The 16,249-nt window shown below is 67.7% G+C and carries 17 protein-coding genes; 2 read left to right on the top strand and 15 right to left on the bottom strand.

The genetic code is table 11. The features are described from left to right. Positions 1-67: 67 nt before the first annotated feature. The 15 genes from BLS55_RS06970 to BLS55_RS06900 all read right to left on the bottom strand — a co-directional run bounded on the left by BLS55_RS06970 (position 68) and on the right by BLS55_RS06900 (position 13,265). Positions 68-1,072, bottom strand: coding sequence for an inorganic phosphate transporter (locus BLS55_RS06970; RefSeq protein WP_092153727.1), 1,005 nt, complete (start codon positions 1,070-1,072; stop codon positions 68-70). After that, positions 1,065-1,694, bottom strand: coding sequence for a DUF47 domain-containing protein (locus BLS55_RS06965; RefSeq protein WP_092153725.1), 630 nt, complete (start codon positions 1,692-1,694; stop codon positions 1,065-1,067). Before BLS55_RS06965 ends, BLS55_RS06970 begins: the two co-directional genes overlap by 8 nt. 135 nt (positions 1,695-1,829) lie before the next feature. After that, a complete protein-coding gene (locus BLS55_RS06960; RefSeq protein WP_092153723.1) occupies positions 1,830-3,020 on the bottom strand; it encodes a pseudouridine synthase family protein in 1,191 nt (396 codons plus the stop codon). Next, a complete protein-coding gene (locus BLS55_RS06955) occupies positions 3,017-4,201 on the bottom strand; it encodes a GAK system CofD-like protein (RefSeq protein ID WP_092153721.1) in 1,185 nt (394 codons plus the stop codon). The genes BLS55_RS06960 and BLS55_RS06955 overlap by 4 nt, the downstream gene beginning before the upstream one ends. Continuing rightward, entirely contained in the window at positions 4,198-4,845 is a 648-nt protein-coding gene (locus tag BLS55_RS06950; protein ID WP_092153720.1) for a 3'-5' exonuclease, read from the bottom strand. Before BLS55_RS06950 ends, BLS55_RS06955 begins: the two co-directional genes overlap by 4 nt. A gap of 5 nt (positions 4,846-4,850) precedes the next feature. After that, positions 4,851-6,347 (bottom strand): tRNA uridine-5-carboxymethylaminomethyl(34) synthesis GTPase MnmE, encoded by a 1,497-nt coding sequence (mnmE, locus tag BLS55_RS06945; RefSeq protein ID WP_257243168.1) that lies wholly within the window; start codon positions 6,345-6,347, stop codon positions 4,851-4,853. Positions 6,348-6,354: 7 nt separating this feature from the next. After that, positions 6,355-7,560 carry an RNA-binding cell elongation regulator Jag/EloR gene (gene jag, locus BLS55_RS06940; RefSeq protein WP_092153718.1) on the bottom strand — a complete coding sequence of 402 codons (1,206 nt, stop codon included), beginning with the start codon at positions 7,558-7,560 and terminating at the stop codon, positions 6,355-6,357. Between the two features lie 32 nt (positions 7,561-7,592). Next, entirely contained in the window at positions 7,593-9,257 is a 1,665-nt protein-coding gene (gene yidC, locus BLS55_RS06935; protein WP_092153716.1) for a membrane protein insertase YidC, read from the bottom strand. 8 nt (positions 9,258-9,265) lie between these two features. Next, positions 9,266-9,529 (bottom strand): membrane protein insertion efficiency factor YidD, encoded by a 264-nt coding sequence (yidD, locus tag BLS55_RS06930; protein ID WP_092153714.1) that lies wholly within the window; start codon positions 9,527-9,529, stop codon positions 9,266-9,268. After that, on the bottom strand, positions 9,526-9,918 hold the full coding sequence (gene rnpA, locus BLS55_RS06925) for a ribonuclease P protein component (RefSeq protein ID WP_092153713.1): 393 nt from the start codon (positions 9,916-9,918) through the stop codon (positions 9,526-9,528). The genes yidD and rnpA overlap by 4 nt, the downstream gene beginning before the upstream one ends. Positions 9,919-9,958: 40 nt before the next feature. Continuing rightward, positions 9,959-10,093, bottom strand: coding sequence for a 50S ribosomal protein L34 (rpmH, locus tag BLS55_RS06920; RefSeq protein WP_092153711.1), 135 nt, complete (start codon positions 10,091-10,093; stop codon positions 9,959-9,961). A gap of 229 nt (positions 10,094-10,322) precedes the next feature. After that, positions 10,323-10,991 carry an amino acid ABC transporter permease gene (locus BLS55_RS06915; RefSeq protein WP_092153709.1) on the bottom strand — a complete coding sequence of 223 codons (669 nt, stop codon included), beginning with the start codon at positions 10,989-10,991 and terminating at the stop codon, positions 10,323-10,325. After that, positions 10,992-11,750, bottom strand: a complete 759-nt coding sequence (locus BLS55_RS06910; RefSeq protein WP_092153707.1) for an amino acid ABC transporter ATP-binding protein — start codon at positions 11,748-11,750, stop codon at positions 10,992-10,994. Between the two features lies 1 nt (position 11,751). Beyond that, positions 11,752-12,444 (bottom strand): amino acid ABC transporter permease, encoded by a 693-nt coding sequence (locus BLS55_RS06905; RefSeq protein WP_092153705.1) that lies wholly within the window; start codon positions 12,442-12,444, stop codon positions 11,752-11,754. 77 nt (positions 12,445-12,521) lie between these two features. Continuing rightward, positions 12,522-13,265 carry an ABC transporter substrate-binding protein gene (locus BLS55_RS06900; protein ID WP_092153703.1) on the bottom strand — a complete coding sequence of 248 codons (744 nt, stop codon included), beginning with the start codon at positions 13,263-13,265 and terminating at the stop codon, positions 12,522-12,524. 383 nt (positions 13,266-13,648) lie between these two features. Here BLS55_RS06900 and wbaP point away from each other — a divergent pair, with 383 nt between their 5' ends. Together wbaP and BLS55_RS06890 are read left to right on the top strand one after the other, a co-directional pair. Beyond that, a complete protein-coding gene (gene wbaP / locus BLS55_RS06895) occupies positions 13,649-15,052 on the top strand; it encodes an undecaprenyl-phosphate galactose phosphotransferase WbaP (RefSeq protein ID WP_092153701.1) in 1,404 nt (467 codons plus the stop codon). Continuing rightward, complete coding sequence (locus tag BLS55_RS06890) at positions 15,052-16,176, top strand: glycosyltransferase family 9 protein (RefSeq protein WP_092153699.1); 1,125 nt, start codon at positions 15,052-15,054, stop codon at positions 16,174-16,176. Before wbaP ends, BLS55_RS06890 begins: the two co-directional genes overlap by 1 nt. Positions 16,177-16,249 lie beyond the last annotated feature (73 nt).

Raw genomic sequence — 16,249 nt, 5'->3', positions numbered from 1 at the left:
GACTGTGGGCCTGTGTCCCTGCGGGCACGGCGGCGTATCTTTTAGGGCATTTCAAAGTTGAAATGCCCTAATTCCAGATATGGTGCAGCAGCTTATAGGCAATGTAGCCCACGCTGCCGGCGGCGGGGAGGGTGAGCACCCAGGCGGTGATGAGGTCGCAGGCCACGTTCCAGCGCACGGCGGAAAGGCGCTTGGTGGAGCCCACGCCGAAGATGCAGGCGGTGATGGTGTGGGTGGTGCTGACGGGCGCGCCCAGAAGAGAAGCGCTGGTGATGACCAGCGCGGCGGAGCTTTCCGCGGCGAAGCCGTGGACGGGTTCCAGTTTGAAGATGCGGTGGCCCATGGTGCGGACGATTTTCCAGCCGCCCACGGCGGTGCCCAGGGCCATGGCCCCGGCGCAGCCCAGCTTGACCCAAAGGGGCACCTCCAGGGAATCGGACTTGCCGAAGATGTAAAGGGCCAGGGCGATGATGCCCATGGTTTTCTGGGCGTCGTTGAGGCCGTGGCTGGTGGCCATGAAGGCGGCGGAGAGGAGCTGCAGCCGCCTGAAGGCGGCGTTGACCTTGCGGCGGTGGATGTGCCCGCAAATCCAGTAGATGATCCACATGCTCACAAAGCCCACGGCGTAGCCGGCCAGGGGGGAGCCCACCAGGGGGATGAGCACCTTGTCCACAATGCCGCGGCCGTTAAGGGCGTCAAAGCCCACGTCGGCCACAGCCGCGCCTATAAGGCCGCCGATAAGGGCGTGGGAGGAGGAGGACGGAATGCCGAAATACCAGGTGATGCAGTTCCAGCTGATGGCCCCCACCAGGGCGGCCAGCACCAGCACATGGCTGCCCTCCACCACTTCGGGCAGCACGATGCCGCTGCCCAGGGTTCTGGCTACCTCCGTGCCCAGCAGCGCGCCGCCCAGGTTGAGCAAGGCGGCCGCGCCCACGGCAAAGCGGGGGGTCACCACCTTGGTGGAGACTACGGTGGCGATGGCGTTGGCGCAGTCGTGCGCGCCGTTGGTGAAATCAAAGAGCAGGGCCACCAGCACGATGAGGGCCAGCAGCACGGGGATGTCAAACATTTTTCAGCACCGCTTCCTCAATGGTTTCGGCCAGGGCGTTGACCTGCTCCAGCAGCATGCCCGTGCGTTCGTAGGCCTGGCTCCACTTGAGCACCTGCATGAGGGTGGAAGGGGAAAGCTCCTGATGCTCGTCCATAAGCTCAGCCAGACCCACGGCCAGCAGCATGTCGCATTCGCCGCGCAGGTTGCGGAAGGCGCGGGTTTTGTGGCAGTCGCGCCGGTTGGCCAGGCCTTCCAGCATGAGGCGGGTGAGGTCGATCATGGAGCCGATGGTGCGCACCATCTGCAGCGCGGGGAAGCGGATGCGGGTGAATTCAAAGATGTGCAGGCGCGTGCTCAGGCTGTGCAGGCAGTCCATGCACTCCTCCTGCTCCTGATTGATGCGCAGAATGTCCTCACGATCGATGGGCGTGATAAAGGTCTGGGAAAGCGCGCGGATAATTTTGCCGTGCAGGATGTCCGCCGCTTCTTCCTGAAAAGCGATCTCCTTGTGGATGTCGTCCATGCGGGAGACGTCCTCCAGCATTTCCACCAGCATGCCGGCCATGCGGCGCAGGAGGCCGTTCTGCTCTTCCAGCATGGCGAAAAACGGTGCGGATTTGGGCAATAGTGCGGGAAACATTGATACTCCCTGACCCTGCGCGGGCAAAAGGCCGCCCTGGGGCGGCATTCACTGTTTTTGCCTGCCGAATGTATCCGGCGCGGCGGGCTGTGCCAAGGGGGAGACCCCCCGAAGAACCAAACTTTTTCCGACGGTTCAAAAAACTTCTGTGGTTGCGGGCGGGTGAAAAAAATCTTTTTCCGGCCGGAACCAGGCCTCCACGGCCGCTGCCGCCTGGGGGGGCAAAGGCCAGGGCGGCGGCAGGGCGCAGGCCGCAGCGGGCAGGATCAGCCCCCCGTGGTGGAGCCAGAAGACGCCTTCCCCCGTGCCGCCGTAAAGGCTGTCCCCCCACAGGGGGTGGCCCAGAAAGGCCGCGTGGGCGCGGATCTGGTGTCGGGCCCCGCAATGGATGCGGCAGGCGGCCAGGGTCAGCCCCCGGGGCGCGGCTGGCGGCGCGGCCAGGGCCTGCGCCTTCCCTGTTGCGGCTGGAGCGGATGCGGCCAGACCAGCTGCAGCCAGGACGCCGGGGGCAAAAAAAGCCGCCGTCAGGGCAAAAACCCTGTCCGGCGGCCAATAGCGCAAAGGGAAAAACTCCGTGCCGCGCACCTGGTCCTGGCAGCCGGGCAGTACCCGGCTGCGGCGGCGGTCGGCCGTGTCCAGGGCCGCCTGGGTTGCTGCAGGCGCGGCGAGATGCCCTTCCAGCAAGGCTACATAACGCTTGTCGCAGCGGCCGTGCGCCTCGGCCTGGCGAAAGGCCTGGGCCGCCTCCGGGCGCAGGGCCGCGCAGACCAGGCCGGAGGTTCCGCAGTCCAGACGCTGGAGCAATTGACAGAAACCAACTGGCTCGGCGTGCCAATGGACGCGGGGGAGGCCTTCGGGCGCGGCGGCCGCAGTGGGGTCCGCCAGAGCTGCCGTAAGCCTGGGCAGCAGGCTTTCCAGGCTTGGTGCGGCGTCGCCCGCCAGGGCCGCCGTGTGCAGCCCGGCCGGTTTGAAGAAAAAGCAGTAATCCCCCTGGCGGGAAACCAGCCGTGCCCCCTCAGCCTCCGGGCCGGGCAGCGCAGGCTCCGGCCGCGGCGTCAGGCCGAGCACATCGCCGGGGACAAGCCTGCGGGCCGGGGAGGCGGGCCGCCCGTTGAGCAATGCGCCGCCACGCTCCAGGCAGCGGCGACGGCCGCGCAGCCCCATGCCGGGCAAGAGCGCGGCCAGGGCCTGGTCGCAGCGCAGGCCCACCAGCCCGGCGGCCGCGGCATCCACAGCGGCGACGGCCGCGGAGGGGCCAGGGGCCGCCGCAGCGCCCGCCGGGGAAGCAAGAGCGGCAAGCGCGCCGGGGCTGGCCTGGCCAGTCATACGCCCACCGCCGCCTGCTGCGGCACCAGGGCCAGAAGCGCCGCGGCCGTGCGCTCCGGGTCGTGCCGCGCGGGGTCGTCGGCGCAGACCATGTCCGCGTCCACCACCTCCAGGCCAAGGCCAGTCAGGGCCGCGAGTTCCTTGCGGTCCAGCCCGCCGGCGTACCGGCCGTGGCGGCTGTCCACCAGCACATAGCGCAACAGATCCTGGGCGGCCGCGTCCGGGGCGTCCTCGCGCAGCTGGCGCAGCAGAACAGCGGCCTGGCCGGAGAGGGTCAACCCGCGGGCCTCGGCGTCCCGGCCGGAATTGGGGATGTAGATCTTGGGGCAAGGCGCGGCGGCCACGGCCCGGCCCACGCCCTGGGGCAACAGGTTGGCCAGCACGCTGGTGTAGAAGCTGCCCATGGGGTAGCAGATGGCCCCGGCCGCGCGCAGATAGCTGGCGGCCGTAGGCGAAAGGGGCGGTCGGCAGGGCGTGCGGGGCGAGGCCGTTGCGCCTGCCGCGCGGTCCGGCTCGTGGACCGTGAGGAACAGACGGCGCACCGGCGCGGGCAGGCATTTGAACAAATGCTGCCCCACCAGGGCCGTACCGTCCGTAAGCTCCGCCGCCAGGTGCAGGCTTTCGCTGACAATGGGCAAGACCACGCCCCGCACCTGCAAAAGACGGCTGAAAAAGGCCAGCACCGGCCCGAAGGAGCGTTTGTGCTGCAAATACCCCCCGGCCAGCACCAGATTGCCCAGACAGGCGTGGAAAGGATCAAAATCCTCAGGCATGCGCTGGAGAAAAAAATTGAGGTGCAGGCGCAGGGCGTCGCTGAAAAGCGTGGGCATGCCCAGCCAGACAGGATGTTCCGGACGCCCCAGGGCCGTCAGCTCGCGGCGCAGGGCCGGGGCGTCCCCCTGGGCGGGCAGCCGGCGCGCGCAGAATTCCAGCACCGCGGCGGGCACCACCGTGCCGTCGGCCAGGGCCAGCAGCCGGTTGCGCAGGTCGCCCACGGCGGGCATGGCAAAGGCCCGACGCAGGGCGGCGGAACTGCCGCCCGAATCAAAGGTGGTGACCAAGTGGACGGAATTGTGGGTGCAGTCGGCAAGGCAGCGGCTCAGGTCGCGCAGGGCCGTGCCGCCGGTAAAAAAAACCAGGCGGGGCCCCAGGGAGGGAAACTGCGGGGGCGTGGGCTTCAAACCGCGCCCCCCTCCGCCGCCGGATTCAGGTAAAAGGGCATGCGGGAAGACGGAATGAGCCCCAGCTCGCGCATGCGCAAAAAAATCAGCCGTCCTATCCAGGCGTCGGTGGCGGCGTAAACGATCTGGCGCGAGCTCAGTTCCTTAAGGCTCCAGTTGGAGCACTGCGAACCCTTGGAGATGCGCCAGCCAAAAAAATTGGCCGCCAGGGTGCGCAGGCCCTGGCTGGAAAGACGGTGCGCGCGGGCCACGCCCCCCAGGTCCACCAGTCCGGCCGGTTCAAAGGCGTGCAGCCGGGCCAGGTCGCGCATGTCGTCGCCTATGCCCACCCCGGCTTTGACCTGGGAGGGATTGGCGAGAATTTCCACCACCGGCGCGCCAAAGGGCAGCTTGGCAAGCTGCACCAGGTACACGGCCTGGGCCGTGGCCAGCTGGATGAGTGCCGGGGCGTTGCGCCGCCCTTTGCGGAACGAAGGGCGCGTCTCCGTATCAAAGCCCAGCAGGCCCTCGTCCCGCAGGTCCGGCAGGGCCTGCTCCCAATCCTCCAGGCAGCGGATAACGTGCACGGGCCCTGTATAGTGGTACAGGGGCATGGCGTTGATTTCATCGCTGCTCAGTCGGCGACGCAGAAAATCCATATCCATAACAGCTACTTGCCAATGCAGAATTGGTCAAAAATGGCGTTCAGCACCTGGGCGGGGGTGGAAAGGCCCGTCACTTCCCCCAGGCGGGCGGCGGCCGTATCCAGGCGCGCCGCGCAGCAATCGTAAGGAGCGGCGGCCAGGATGTCCTGCGCAAGCAGATCCAGCTCCTCCAGGGCCGCTTCCAGGGCCAGGGCCTGCCGCCGGTTGGGCGCAAGCTCCCCGGCGTCGGCGGCCGCAGCCGTCCCCAACAGCAGGGAGCGCAGGGCGGCGGCCAGCGCCTCCATATGTGTACCGGAAAGGGCGCTCACTGCGCAACAGGGGCGTTGCCCCAGCCAGCGGGGCGGGAAAACGCGGGGCAGGCACAGATCACACTTGTTCCAGACCGCCAGCAGCGGCGTTGCCCCCACAGCGGCCAGCACCTCCGCCGCGGCCGGGTCAGGGCACGCGGCAGCGGCGGCCCCGGCTTCGCCCAGGCGCGCGCCGTCCAGCACCAGCACCACGGCGTCGGCCTCGGCCAGCTTTTCCCGGCTGCGGGCCACGCCCAGGGCCTCCACGGCTCCGGCCGCCTCCCGCAGGCCCGCCGTATCCGTCAGGCGCACGGGCAGGCCCTCCAGGTCGCAGCTTTCTTCCAGAAAATCGCGGGTGGTGCCGGGGATATCCGTAACCAAGGCCCGATTGCGGCCCAACAGAGCGTTGAGCAGGCTGGACTTGCCCGCATTGACGGCCCCGGCCAGCACCACCAGCGCCCCTTGCTGCATAAGCCGCGCGCGGCGCTGCCCGGCCAGCAGGGCCCGCACGGCCGCGGCCACCTGCGCCACGGAGGCGGCAAAGTTCCCGCGCGGCAGATCTTCCACCTCGTCTTCAGGGAAATCCACGGCCAGACAGACCTGGGCGCGCAGGGCCTCAAGCTCCCGGCGCAGGTCGGCCGTACGGCGGCCCAGCAGGCCGTCCAGGCGGTTCAGGCCGTAGCGCAGGGCCTCGCGCGAGGGCGCGGCAATGAGCTCGGCCACGGCCTCGGCCTGGCTCAGGTCCATGCGGCCATTGCAGAAGGCCCGGCGGGAAAACTCCCCCCGCGCCGCCTGGCGCGCGCCGTGGCGCAGCGCGCTCTCCAGCAGGGCCTGCACCACCAGGGGGCCGCCGTGGCACTGAATTTCGGCCATGTCCTCGCCCGTAAAGGTGCGCGGGCCGGGCATGAACACGGCCAGAACGTCGTCCAGGGGCGCACCCTCGGCGTCCAGCGCCCGGCCCCGGTGCAGCACCCAGGGCTGAAAATCTTTGAATGACGCCGCAGCGGGGCGGAACAGCCGCCCCAGCACTGCCCTGGCTTCGGGACCGGACAAGCGCACAATGCCGATGGCCCCCGCGCCGGAGGCCGTAGCTATGGCCGCAATGGTTGCCCCTTGCGCCGCCGCTTCGGCGGACGGCGCGCCCGCGGCAGCGCTGGCCGGATCGGCGGCGGCAGCGCCGCCTTGGGCCGCAGAGTTCATGACCGCGGGGTTCATGGCGTCTTCAGGCCTTTTCACCCTTCCTGCGCATGATGACTACCCGCTTCAGGGGGCCATCGCCGCTGCTGCGGGTCTGCACGTCGCTCAGCTCCTGCAGGCAGACGTGCACCACCCGGCGGTGGTAGGAAGACAGGGGACGGGTGGAAAGCGAACGGCCGGTCTGGCGCACTTTTTCCGCCAGGGCCAGGGCCATTTCGCGCAGTTTTTCTTCCTGCCGCTGGCGGTACGCGCCCGCGTCCAGCTGCACGCGCACAGCGGCATTCATGCCGCGGGAAACAATGCGCGAAACCATGTACTGCAAAGCCGCCAGGGTCTGGCCTTCCCGCCCGATGAGCAGGCCGGGATCCGCATCGCAGTCCACGCCCACAAAAACGCGGCCGTCGTCCACGCGCACGTCTATCCGGGCCTCGCCGCCCACAATGGGGCGCACCAGGTTGCCCACGGCCTCGCGGGCAAGGGCCTCCAGCCGGGCCAGATCCAACTGCTCCAGCGGGGTCAGGGGCAGGCCTGCGTCGGCAAAATCCTCTTCCAGGCTCTCGCCGGAGGCAGAGGCCTCGGCAGCCGCGCCTGCGGCGGGAGCAGGCCGGGATGCCGCCGCAGCGGCCTGGCCGCGCCTGCGGCTCTGGCAGGCGGCGCGGCCGTCGCCCGACGCGGATTCCGCTGCGGCGCAAGCCTCTTTGCCGGGTTGCACGCCCCGGCGACGCCGTCCCTCAGGGGCGGGCTGCGGGGCGTCGGAACCTTCCGGCGCGGGCCTGACAGGGGCCGCAATTTTGTCCTGAGTCTGTTCCGGCGCGGCGGCTGCGGGGGCCTGGGCCGCGCTCCGGCACGCGGGGCGCGCCGCAGGGCGCGCCTGGGGCGCAGCTGCGGCGGGGGGCTCTGCCTCGCCCGGCCGTGGCGCGGGTTTATCGCCATGCCGTGAGGCCGCCTCCGCCGTTTCGCGGGGTTCCCGCGGCGCGTCGCGCCCGGCCTCGCGCGGGGCACGGCCCGCGGCCGCCCCGTTTTTGCCCAGGATGCTGGCCACGGCCTCGCGCAGCTCCACGCGCCGGGCGCGGACCTTGGCCTTACGCGCGCCCACGATGCCGAAGATGCCGGACTTGGCGTCCTGCACAATTTCGATTTCCAGTTTTTCGCGCGCCGTATTGAAGTACTCGCAGGCTTCCCGGATGGCGTCGTCCAGATCCTTGCCCTGGAATTCTTTGAACCCTTCCATGTCTACCTCTATGGGTCCCCAGGGTCGCTGGCTTATTTGCCGTCGGCCAGGGTCTTGAATTTTTTGGCCATCATCTTCTGCTGCGCAATGGACAGAATGTTGTTGACCAGCCAGTAGACCACCAGGCCCGCGGGAAAGCCCAAAAAGAGCACGGTAAAGATCAGCGGCAGGAACATCATGATTTTCTGCTGCGTGGGGTCGGTGGCCGGGGGGCTCAGCCTTTGCTGCACGAACATGGTCACGCCCATGATGATGGGGGTGATGTAATACGGATCTTTGGCGGAAAGGTCCGCCAGCCAGATGAGGTCTGTGCCCGGCAGAGTGCTGATAAAGGAGGCGTGCCGCAGCTCAATGGAGGTGAGCAGCGCCTGGTACAGACCGAAGAAGACGGGCATCTGGATGAGGATGGGCACGCAGCCGCTGGCGGGGTTGACGCCGTAGGTCTTATACAGCGCCATGACCTCCTTGTTCATCATTTCCTTGTCGTTCTTATACTTCTCACGGATATTGCCCATCAGGGGCTGGAGCTTCTTCATCTTTTCCATGGAAGCGTAGCTCTTGGCCGTGAGCGGCCAGAACACGGCCTTGATGAGCACCGTCAGCAGAATGATGGCCACGCCCCAGTTGTGGACGTATTTCTGGAAGAATTCCAGCAGCCAGAGCAAGCCCTTGGCAATGAGGTGGAACATGCCGAGGTCGATGCTTTTGACCAGCTCGCCGGAGACGGCGGCCAGATCGCTGCGCACCTTGGGCCCCAGCCAGTAGGAGACGCGCAGCTCCCGCTGTTCGCCGGGGGCGAGCACGGTTTCGGGCTCCTCCACGGCGGCGCGGTAGGTGCCCTGCTGCAGGCGGCCCTTAACCGTCAGGTTAGCCGCCTCGCCGGGCAGCACGGCCGAGAGAAAATAAGTGCTCATGGCCCCGGCCCAGTAGATCTTGCCCGTGGCCTGCACGCCCGATTCCTCCAGGGTCTTGGCGGAGGATTCCTCGCTCAGGCTGCCGTCGTTGTCCCAGGCCACGCGCATGAGGTCGTAGCGGCTGCCTGAGGAGTTGCTGCCGTCGGCGGCCACGGTGTAGCTCAGGCGCACGCTGCGGGCCTGATCCGTCTGGTTGGCCAGGCGCACGGTTTCGCGGATAAGATAGGTGTCCGCGCTGAAGGTGAGCTCGCGCACCACGGTAAGGCCGTCCACCTGTCCCACCAGGCGCAGCACGCCCTGCTGGCCTTTCTCCAGGCTGAGGCCCTCCTTGCCGGCGTCCACGCTCCATTGGCCCGTGCTCCAGGAGGGCTGGCTGTTGATGACCAGGCCCAGGGGCGCCACCCGCGCGGTCTGGGGATCCACCATATTGACCTGGGGCGCGTCCCTGGCGATGGTGGTGTGATAATTGTGGAGTTTGAAGGAGCGCAACGCGCCGCCGCCGCTGTAGAGCACCGCCTCATAGAGCGGCGAACGCACCGTGATGTCCTGCCCCGAAGAAGGCGTGAAAGCAGGCACGGCCAGGGTTTCCTGCCGGGCCGCCTCCTGGGCCTGCCGCTGCGCCTCCGCCTGCTGGGCCTGCTGCTCGCGGGCCAGTTGCTGCTGGGCCACGACGGCCGGATCCGGCTTCTGCACCCAGCCCATATATTCGGCCAGATAACTCCAGCCCACGATGACGACCAAGCAGAGAACAATGGCAATGACCAGATTTTTTCCGTCTTGCATGGGGGCCTTTACTCCTGGGACAATGGCGGCGTATGGCGGCGACGCCGCGGTGGTGGTACGGGATCATAGCCCGATCCGCCCCAGGGGTGACAGCGGGCCAGGCGCTTGAGCGCCAGCCAGCCGCCCCGCAGCACGCCGTGGGTCATGACGGCCTCTACGGCATAGGCGGAACAGGTGGGGGTAAAACGGCAGGCGGGGGGAAGTACCGGCGAAATGCAATACTGGTAGATGCGGATGGGAAAAACGCACAACTGGCGCAGTATGCGGCTCATGGCTGTCCTTCCGGCGCCGGCCGGCCCGGCGCGCGCCGGGCCAGACGCCGGAGCGGCGGCAAAAGCTCGGCGGTCACGCCGGTCAGATCCAGTGCGACCTGTCCGGCGTGCTTTTTGGCAACGGCAACAATGTGGACGCCCACAGGCAGTTCCTCACGGTGCAGGCGAAAAAACTCCCGCAGCAGCCGTTTGACGCGGTTGCGCGTCACAGCCTTGCCCACTTTGCGGGAAACGGCCATGCCCGTGCGCGCGCTGGCTTCAGGCTGCGCGCCCGACAGCACGAAAACGAGGAAATGTTCCGTATGGAAGCGCCTGCCCCGCTCGTAACAGGCCGTATATTCCGCCCGACGGCGGATCCGGAGCTGCCGGGGCAGCGCGTGGGGGCGCATGGATGCTTCCGACAGGACGGGCTGCCCCGCCCCGTCAGCCTCAGGCGCTGAGACGCTTGCGGCCCTTGGCGCGACGGCGGCGCAGCACGGCGCGGCCCGCGGGCGTGGCCATGCGGGCACGGAAGCCGTGGGTGCGCGCCCTTCTGATCTTGCTCGGCTGGTAGGTTCTTTTCATGACGCTCTCCTTAAAATTTCCGGCGGGCAACCCGCCTGGCGGCACGCCGGGCGACGCGGTTTCCGGGGCCGCCCAGGTCTTTGAGACGCGGGAATGACGGCCAGGCCCTGGCGTTGAATATGGAAGAAGCTACATACACGCCCGTCCGCTCCGCGTCAAGCGTCCGCGGCGGAGCAAAAGCCCGACGCCCCGGCTCCTGCCCCCGCCAGGGGGCCGTTGCGGCCCGGCCTCAGCGCGCGCCGAAGCCGGGCACATGGCAGCGGCGCTCCAGCCAGCGCAGCAGAAAGGTGGCCAGGGTGACCAGGGCCAGATAATACGCGCCCACGGTCAAAAAAACTTCCGTAAACCGAAAGGTGTCCGAGGCCACCACCTTGCCCTCGCCCATAAGCTCCATACAGGTGACCAGGTAGGCCAGGGAGCTGTATTTGATGAGGTAGACGACCTCGTTGCCGCAGCCGGGCAGGGCGCGCCGCGCCGCCTGGGGCACCACAATCCAGGCCACGGTCTGCCAGGTGCTGAAGCCCAGGGCCTGGGCCGCCCTGATCTGCCCCTGCCGGATGGAGAGCAGCGCCCCCCGGATGTATTCCGACTGGTAGGCCGCCGTGCAGAGAATAAAACTGGTCAGGGCTGCCCCATACGGCGGGAAAAAGATGCCCAGCTTGGGCAGGGCGTAGTAAATGAGCATAAGCTGCACGGCCAGCGGCACGCCCCGCACCAGAGAGGTGTAGCCGTTGCCCAGGCGGCGCAGCCAGCGCGGCCCGAAAGCCCGCGCGCAGCCCAGCAGCACCCCGCCCGCAAAGCCCAGGCTGGCCGCCGGCACGATGAGCGCCAGAGAGACCATAAGCCCCCGGTTGAGAGCGGGCAAAAGGTCGTGGGCAAAAAAGGCCGTGTCCAGCACCTAGGCCCCCATCTCCAGCAGGCGCTGGCAAAAATCCCGCGTGCGGGTATTGGCCCCTGCGGCCAGAAGGTCCTGGGGCGCGCCCTGCTCAATAAGCCTGCCGTGCTCCATAAAGACGATTTCCGTGGCCAGGGCGCGGGCAAAATCCATCTGGTGGGTGGCCATGACCATGGTCATGCCGCCGTCGGCAAGATCGCGGATCACGGCCAGCACCTCGCCCACCAGCTCCGGGTCCAGGGCTGAGGTGGGCTCGTCCAGCAGAATAACCTTGGGGTCCATAGCCAGAGCACGGGCAATGGCCACCCGCTGCTTCTGCCCGCCGGAAAGCTGGGCCGGATAGAGCAGCGCCCGCCGGGCCAGGCCCACGCGGGCCAGCTCTTCCTGGGCCCGCGCCTTGGCCGCCGCGGCGGACATGCCGCGCACCTTGCGCAGGGCTATGGCCACGTTGTCCTCAGCGGTAAGGTGGTCAAAGAGGTTGAAATCCTGAAAAATCATGCCCACCTGCGCGCGAAAGGCGCAGAGCGCGGGCTTGCTGGCGCGGTTCAGCGGCTTTCCCTCCAGGCGGATCTCGCCCGCGTCCGGCGGGATAAGGCAGTTGATGCACTGCAAAAACGTGCTCTTGCCCGCGCCCGAAGGCCCGATGAGCACCTTAAGCTCGCCCCGGCGCACGGCGAGGGAACAATCGTCCAGAATGGTCTTGCCGCCCAGGGCCTTGGAGATATGCTCCACCTGCAGCACAGCCTGAGAATCCGCGTTCATCTTACCCCATCTCCATGCCGTCCAGGCCCGAGCCCGCAGCGTAGCCCGGCACCTGAACTTTTTCTTCCAGACGGCGCAAAAAGCGCAGCACCACCAGGGTCAGCAGGCAGTACAGGGCGCCCGCCGCCGCGTACAGGGCCAGATGTTCGTGCGTGCGGGCCGCGGCAAAGGACGTGCGGGCCATGATGTCCTGGGTGCCCAGCACATAGCAGATGGCCGAATCCTTCAGCAGGATGGAAAATTCGTTGGCCCAGCCGGGGATGGAAAGGCGCAGGGCCTGCGGCAGCACAATGCAGCAGATGCCCGTGCGCTCGCCCATGCCCAGAGCCAGGGCGGCGTTGAGCTGCCCGCGCGGCAGGCTTTCCATGGCCCCGCGGAAAATCTGGGACTGGTAGGCCGTGCTGGTGCAGCCCAGCACCAGACAGCAGGCAATGAATGGATCCACGGGCAGGCCCAGGCTCATGAACAGGCCGTAGCACAAAAACAGCAGCACCAAGATGGGCACGCCGCGGAAAAACCAGACGTAGAGCGCGGCCAGCCGCCGCAGCCAGGGCCCGCCATAGACCTGCCCCACGGCCAGCGGCACGCCCAGCGCAAGCCCCATGCCCAGCGACACGGCCACGTTGCCCATGGTAACCAGGCTGCCCGCCAGCATGGAGGGCAGGGCATTATAAACAACCAGCAGTGCGTGCATAGGCAATGGGGCGGAAAGGTGGGGGCGCGGGCCGCCCTTGCGACGGTCCGCGCCCGTAAAAAGGCCGCCGGAGCGGCTTACTTGTTCAGATACTTCTTCTGGAGTTCTTTCCAGTAGGGATCGGCCATGAGCTTTTTGTAGCCCTCGTTGACCAGTTTGTGGAGCTCTTTGTCGTCCTTGCGCATGGCCACGCCGAACTGATCCGGCACGCCGTGGGTTCCGGCCTTTTTCACGGCGCGGCCGTGGGCGATGGCGTCGTCCGCGGGCAGCTCGTCCATGAGGGCGGCCTGGATGCGGCCGTTAAGCAGGTCTTCCACAGCCAGCGGGGCGGAGTCGTAGAAGCGCAGCTCAAAGGGATAGCCCTTGGCTTCCTGCTCCTTTTTGATGGCGTTGGCTTCAGAGGTGCCGCGCTGCACGCCCAGTTTGATCTTCTGGCTCAGAATGTCCTTGGGGGTCAGCTTGGAATCGGCGGGCACCACAAAGACGCGCGAAACCGTCCAGTACGGCTCGGAAAACTGCACCATCTTGGCCCGTTCCGGGGTGATGCTCATGCCGGAATCCACCATGTCGATCTGCTTGGCCAGCAGCGCGGGGATGATGCCGTCCCAGGCCAGGGGCTTGTGGGTCACTTCAAAGCCCATGTGCTTGGCAATCCAGGTCATGGAGTCCACGTCAAAGCCGGCGGGCTGACCGGTTTTTTCATCCACATAGGCAAAGGGCGGATAGTTGGGGTCAATGCCGTTAACATAGGTTTTTTTGGCAAAGGCGGGCACGGCGGCCAGCACGGCGGCCAGCGCCACGCAGACAAAAAATCTCTTCATACTCGGTTCCCCCTGGCAAAAAATATGGACGAACACGGCGGCGCACGCCCGCCGTCATACCCCGTGCCGCACAAACGGCGGCAAAACAAGGAATCAGCCTACCAGAAGCCAGCGACAGTGGCAAGGACTCTGGCTTCGGGCGAGGCCCCGCGCCCCCGGCGGCGCGCAAGGCGTTCCGCAGGGCTGTCCGCATCCGCAGGCCTTTTGCCCGCAAGGGCCTGCAAGGGGCCGCACAAGGGGATAACAGGCGGCGGCCCGGCGGCGCGCAAGGCGGCGCGTCCGCGGCCCGGGCGGACGTTGCCGTCACGCCCTGTTCAGTGTATGCTGGAAGGCGTTGTCGCGCCTGCGCGCCCTGCACCAACCAACCAACAAGCCGTCCCGTCATGCACTATCCGCCTTTCTGGGTCCGCGCCCTGCGCTTTTTGGGCTTCGCGCCGCAAAACGCCCTACTCTGCCTGGCAGACCTGCTGGCCCTTACCGGCACGGCCATGGCCGTCTTTTTGCTGCGCGCCGCCTTCGGCGGCGTGGACCCCGTGCTCTACCAATGGGTGCTGCCCCTGCTGCTGGTGCTGGGGCCGCTCCTGGCCGGGGGCCTGGGGCTTTACCCCAGCGTCAGCCTGCCGCCGCACCGCGAGGTGCGCGCCCTGTTCCAGCTCGATTGCCTGCTCTACGGCTGCATTGTGGCGGCCCTGTTCCTTTCCAAAACGGGCGACGTTTACTCGCGCATCGTGCTTACGGGCAGCTGGGCCTGCAGCGCCTTTACCCTGCCCTGGGCGCGCAGCCTGTGCCGCCGCCGGTTCGCGCGCAGCCGGTGGTGGGGCAGCCCGCTGATCATTTTTGACTGCGGCCAGGACGGCCGCGAATTCTGGCACTACCTCAAGCGCCATCCGGAACGCGACCTCAAGCCCGTGGCCATCCGGGCCCTGCCGCAGGATCCGGCCGCCCTGCGCGCGCTGTTCGCCACTGCGGCGGCCCGCCACCCTGAGGCCATTGCCCTGTTCCTGCAAGCCACCGGCCAGGAGCAGCCGCAGGACTACATCACCGAGGCCAGCCGCCATTTTCAGCGCATCCTGGTGGTGCCTATTTTCGGCGACGGCTTCCGGGTGCACTGGCTTACCCCGCGTGACCTGGGCCAGGCCGTGGGCCTGTTGGTGCGCCAGAACCTGCGCGACAAACGCCGCCTGCGCTTCAAGCGCGGCATGGACCTGCTGCTCTGCCTCCTGGGGTCTCTGGTGCTGCTGCCGCTGGGGCTTTTTCTGGCCCTCTGCATCCGGCTGGACAGCCGCGGCCCCATCTTTTTCCGCCAGAGCCGCGTGGGACGCGGCGGACGGGAGATCCGCATTTTCAAATTCCGCACCATGGTCGACCGTGCGGACGCAGTGCTGCAGGATCTGCTGCGCGCAGACCCCGCCCTGCACGAGGAATGGCTCAGAGACCAGAAGCTGAAAAACGATCCCCGCATCACCCGTGTGGGGCGCGTGCTGCGCAAGCTGAGTCTGGATGAGCTACCCCAGCTGCTTAACGTGGTCGCAGGCGATATGAGCCTGGTGGGGCCGCGCCCCATCGTCGCCAACGAAAAAGAAAAATACGGCCCCGTGTACGAAGAGTACTGTCTGGTCCGCCCCGGCATCACCGGCCTGTGGCAGGTTTCCGGCCGCAATGACACTTCCTATGCGGAGCGGGTGTCTTACGACCATTACTATATCAGCAACTGGTCCGTGTGGATGGATCTCTGGATTCTGGCCAGAACCGTGCCGGTGGTGCTTACCGGCTATGGAGCCTACTGATGGCTGAACGCAGCAATGCCCTGCTCCGCGCCCTGGACCGCTGGGCGGGCGTGCCCCTGGCCGCGGTCAGCGCTCTGTGGCGCGCGGGCCGCGGCCAGGGCGCGGAACCACCGCAACGGGTGGGCTTTCTCTGCCTGGGGGCCATTGGCGATCTGCTGCTGTTTTCCGCCTGCATTGCCGCCCTGCGGGAGCGCCTGCCCCAGGCGACCTTTGTGCTGCTGACCTCGCGCGCCAACGCCCAGGCCGCCGCGTTAACGCCCGGCCTGGACGTCACGGCGGCCTTCGGCATCCGGCAGGTGCCGGCCATGGCCCGCTGGCTGCGCAGCCAGCGGCTGGACCTGCTGATGGACGCCAGCCAGTGGGCGCGGCTGGGGGCCATCCTGTGCAATTTTTCCCGCGCAAAACAAACTGTGGGGTTTGCCACGCCGGGGCAGTGCCGGGCCTGGGGCTACGACCGCACGGCGTGCCACAGCAACCGCCGCCACGAAGTGGAAAATTTTCTGGCCCTGGGCCGGACCCTTTACCCCGATCTTACGGGCGCGCCCCGGCTGCTTCTGCCCCCCGACACGGCGGCGAGCGCCGCGGCTTTCCTGGCCCGGGCCGGCGTGTCGGCCCCGCCTGAGCGCTGTGTCTGCCTGCACATGTGGCCTTCGGGCACGCAATCCTGGCTCAAGGAATGGCCCGCCGCCCACTGGGAGGCGCTGAGCCGCCGCCTGGCGGAACGCGGCTTCCAGGTCTGCCTCACGGGCGGGCCCGGAGACGCGGCGCGCACGGCGGCCTTCTTGCGGGAGCGTCCGGACTGCCCGGCGGCGTCGCTGGCGGGCGCGGGCAGCCTGAGCGATCTGGCCTGCCTGTTCGCCCATGCGGCCGCTGTGGCGGCGGTCAATACGGGCACCATGCACTTGGCGGCTCTGGCGGGCGCGCCCACGGTGGCGCTCAACGGGCCCACAAACCCTCTGCGCTGGGGCCCCGTGGGACCGCATACGCGCAGCCTGCTGCCGCACCGCGGACCCTACGCCTACCTGAATCTGGGCTTCGAGTACCCCAGGCCGCCCCAGGCCTGCCTGGATTCGCTGCCCGTGGAGGACGTGCTGGACGCCCTGCACAGCCTGGACGTGCTGTAACGGCCGCAGGGACCGACAGCGGCGTGGGGCGCTGCCGGTCCCTGCACCCTGGGACGCCCTGTTCTCGCGGTAC

Source organism: Desulfovibrio legallii (genome assembly GCF_900102485.1).
Taxonomy (GTDB): domain Bacteria; phylum Desulfobacterota; class Desulfovibrionia; order Desulfovibrionales; family Desulfovibrionaceae; genus Desulfovibrio; species Desulfovibrio legallii_A.
This window is presented reverse-complemented; position numbering and strand designations above follow the sequence as displayed.

What these genes read in the sequence shown, in the direction of transcription:
- BLS55_RS06970 (WP_092153727.1), bottom strand. Translation starts at nt 1,072, where the DNA reads ATGTTTGACATCCCCGTGCTGCTGGCCCTCATCGTGCTGGTGGCCCTG.
- BLS55_RS06965 (WP_092153725.1), bottom strand. Translation starts at nt 1,694, where the DNA reads ATGTTTCCCGCACTATTGCCCAAATCCGCACCGTTTTTCGCCATGCTG.
- BLS55_RS06960 (WP_092153723.1), bottom strand. Translation starts at nt 3,020, where the DNA reads ATGACTGGCCAGGCCAGCCCCGGCGCGCTTGCCGCTCTTGCTTCCCCG.
- BLS55_RS06950 (WP_092153720.1), bottom strand. Translation starts at nt 4,845, where the DNA reads ATGGATATGGATTTTCTGCGTCGCCGACTGAGCAGCGATGAAATCAAC.
- mnmE (WP_257243168.1), bottom strand. Translation starts at nt 6,347, where the DNA reads ATGAACCCCGCGGTCATGAACTCTGCGGCCCAAGGCGGCGCTGCCGCC.
- jag (WP_092153718.1), bottom strand. Translation starts at nt 7,560, where the DNA reads ATGGAAGGGTTCAAAGAATTCCAGGGCAAGGATCTGGACGACGCCATC.
- yidC (WP_092153716.1), bottom strand. Translation starts at nt 9,257, where the DNA reads ATGCAAGACGGAAAAAATCTGGTCATTGCCATTGTTCTCTGCTTGGTC.
- yidD (WP_092153714.1), bottom strand. Translation starts at nt 9,529, where the DNA reads ATGAGCCGCATACTGCGCCAGTTGTGCGTTTTTCCCATCCGCATCTAC.
- rnpA (WP_092153713.1), bottom strand. Translation starts at nt 9,918, where the DNA reads ATGCGCCCCCACGCGCTGCCCCGGCAGCTCCGGATCCGCCGTCGGGCG.
- rpmH (WP_092153711.1), bottom strand. Translation starts at nt 10,093, where the DNA reads ATGAAAAGAACCTACCAGCCGAGCAAGATCAGAAGGGCGCGCACCCAC.
- BLS55_RS06910 (WP_092153707.1), bottom strand. Translation starts at nt 11,750, where the DNA reads ATGAACGCGGATTCTCAGGCTGTGCTGCAGGTGGAGCATATCTCCAAG.
- BLS55_RS06905 (WP_092153705.1), bottom strand. Translation starts at nt 12,444, where the DNA reads ATGCACGCACTGCTGGTTGTTTATAATGCCCTGCCCTCCATGCTGGCG.
- BLS55_RS06900 (WP_092153703.1), bottom strand. Translation starts at nt 13,265, where the DNA reads ATGAAGAGATTTTTTGTCTGCGTGGCGCTGGCCGCCGTGCTGGCCGCC.
- wbaP (WP_092153701.1), top strand. Translation starts at nt 13,649, where the DNA reads ATGCACTATCCGCCTTTCTGGGTCCGCGCCCTGCGCTTTTTGGGCTTC.
- BLS55_RS06890 (WP_092153699.1), top strand. Translation starts at nt 15,052, where the DNA reads ATGGCTGAACGCAGCAATGCCCTGCTCCGCGCCCTGGACCGCTGGGCG.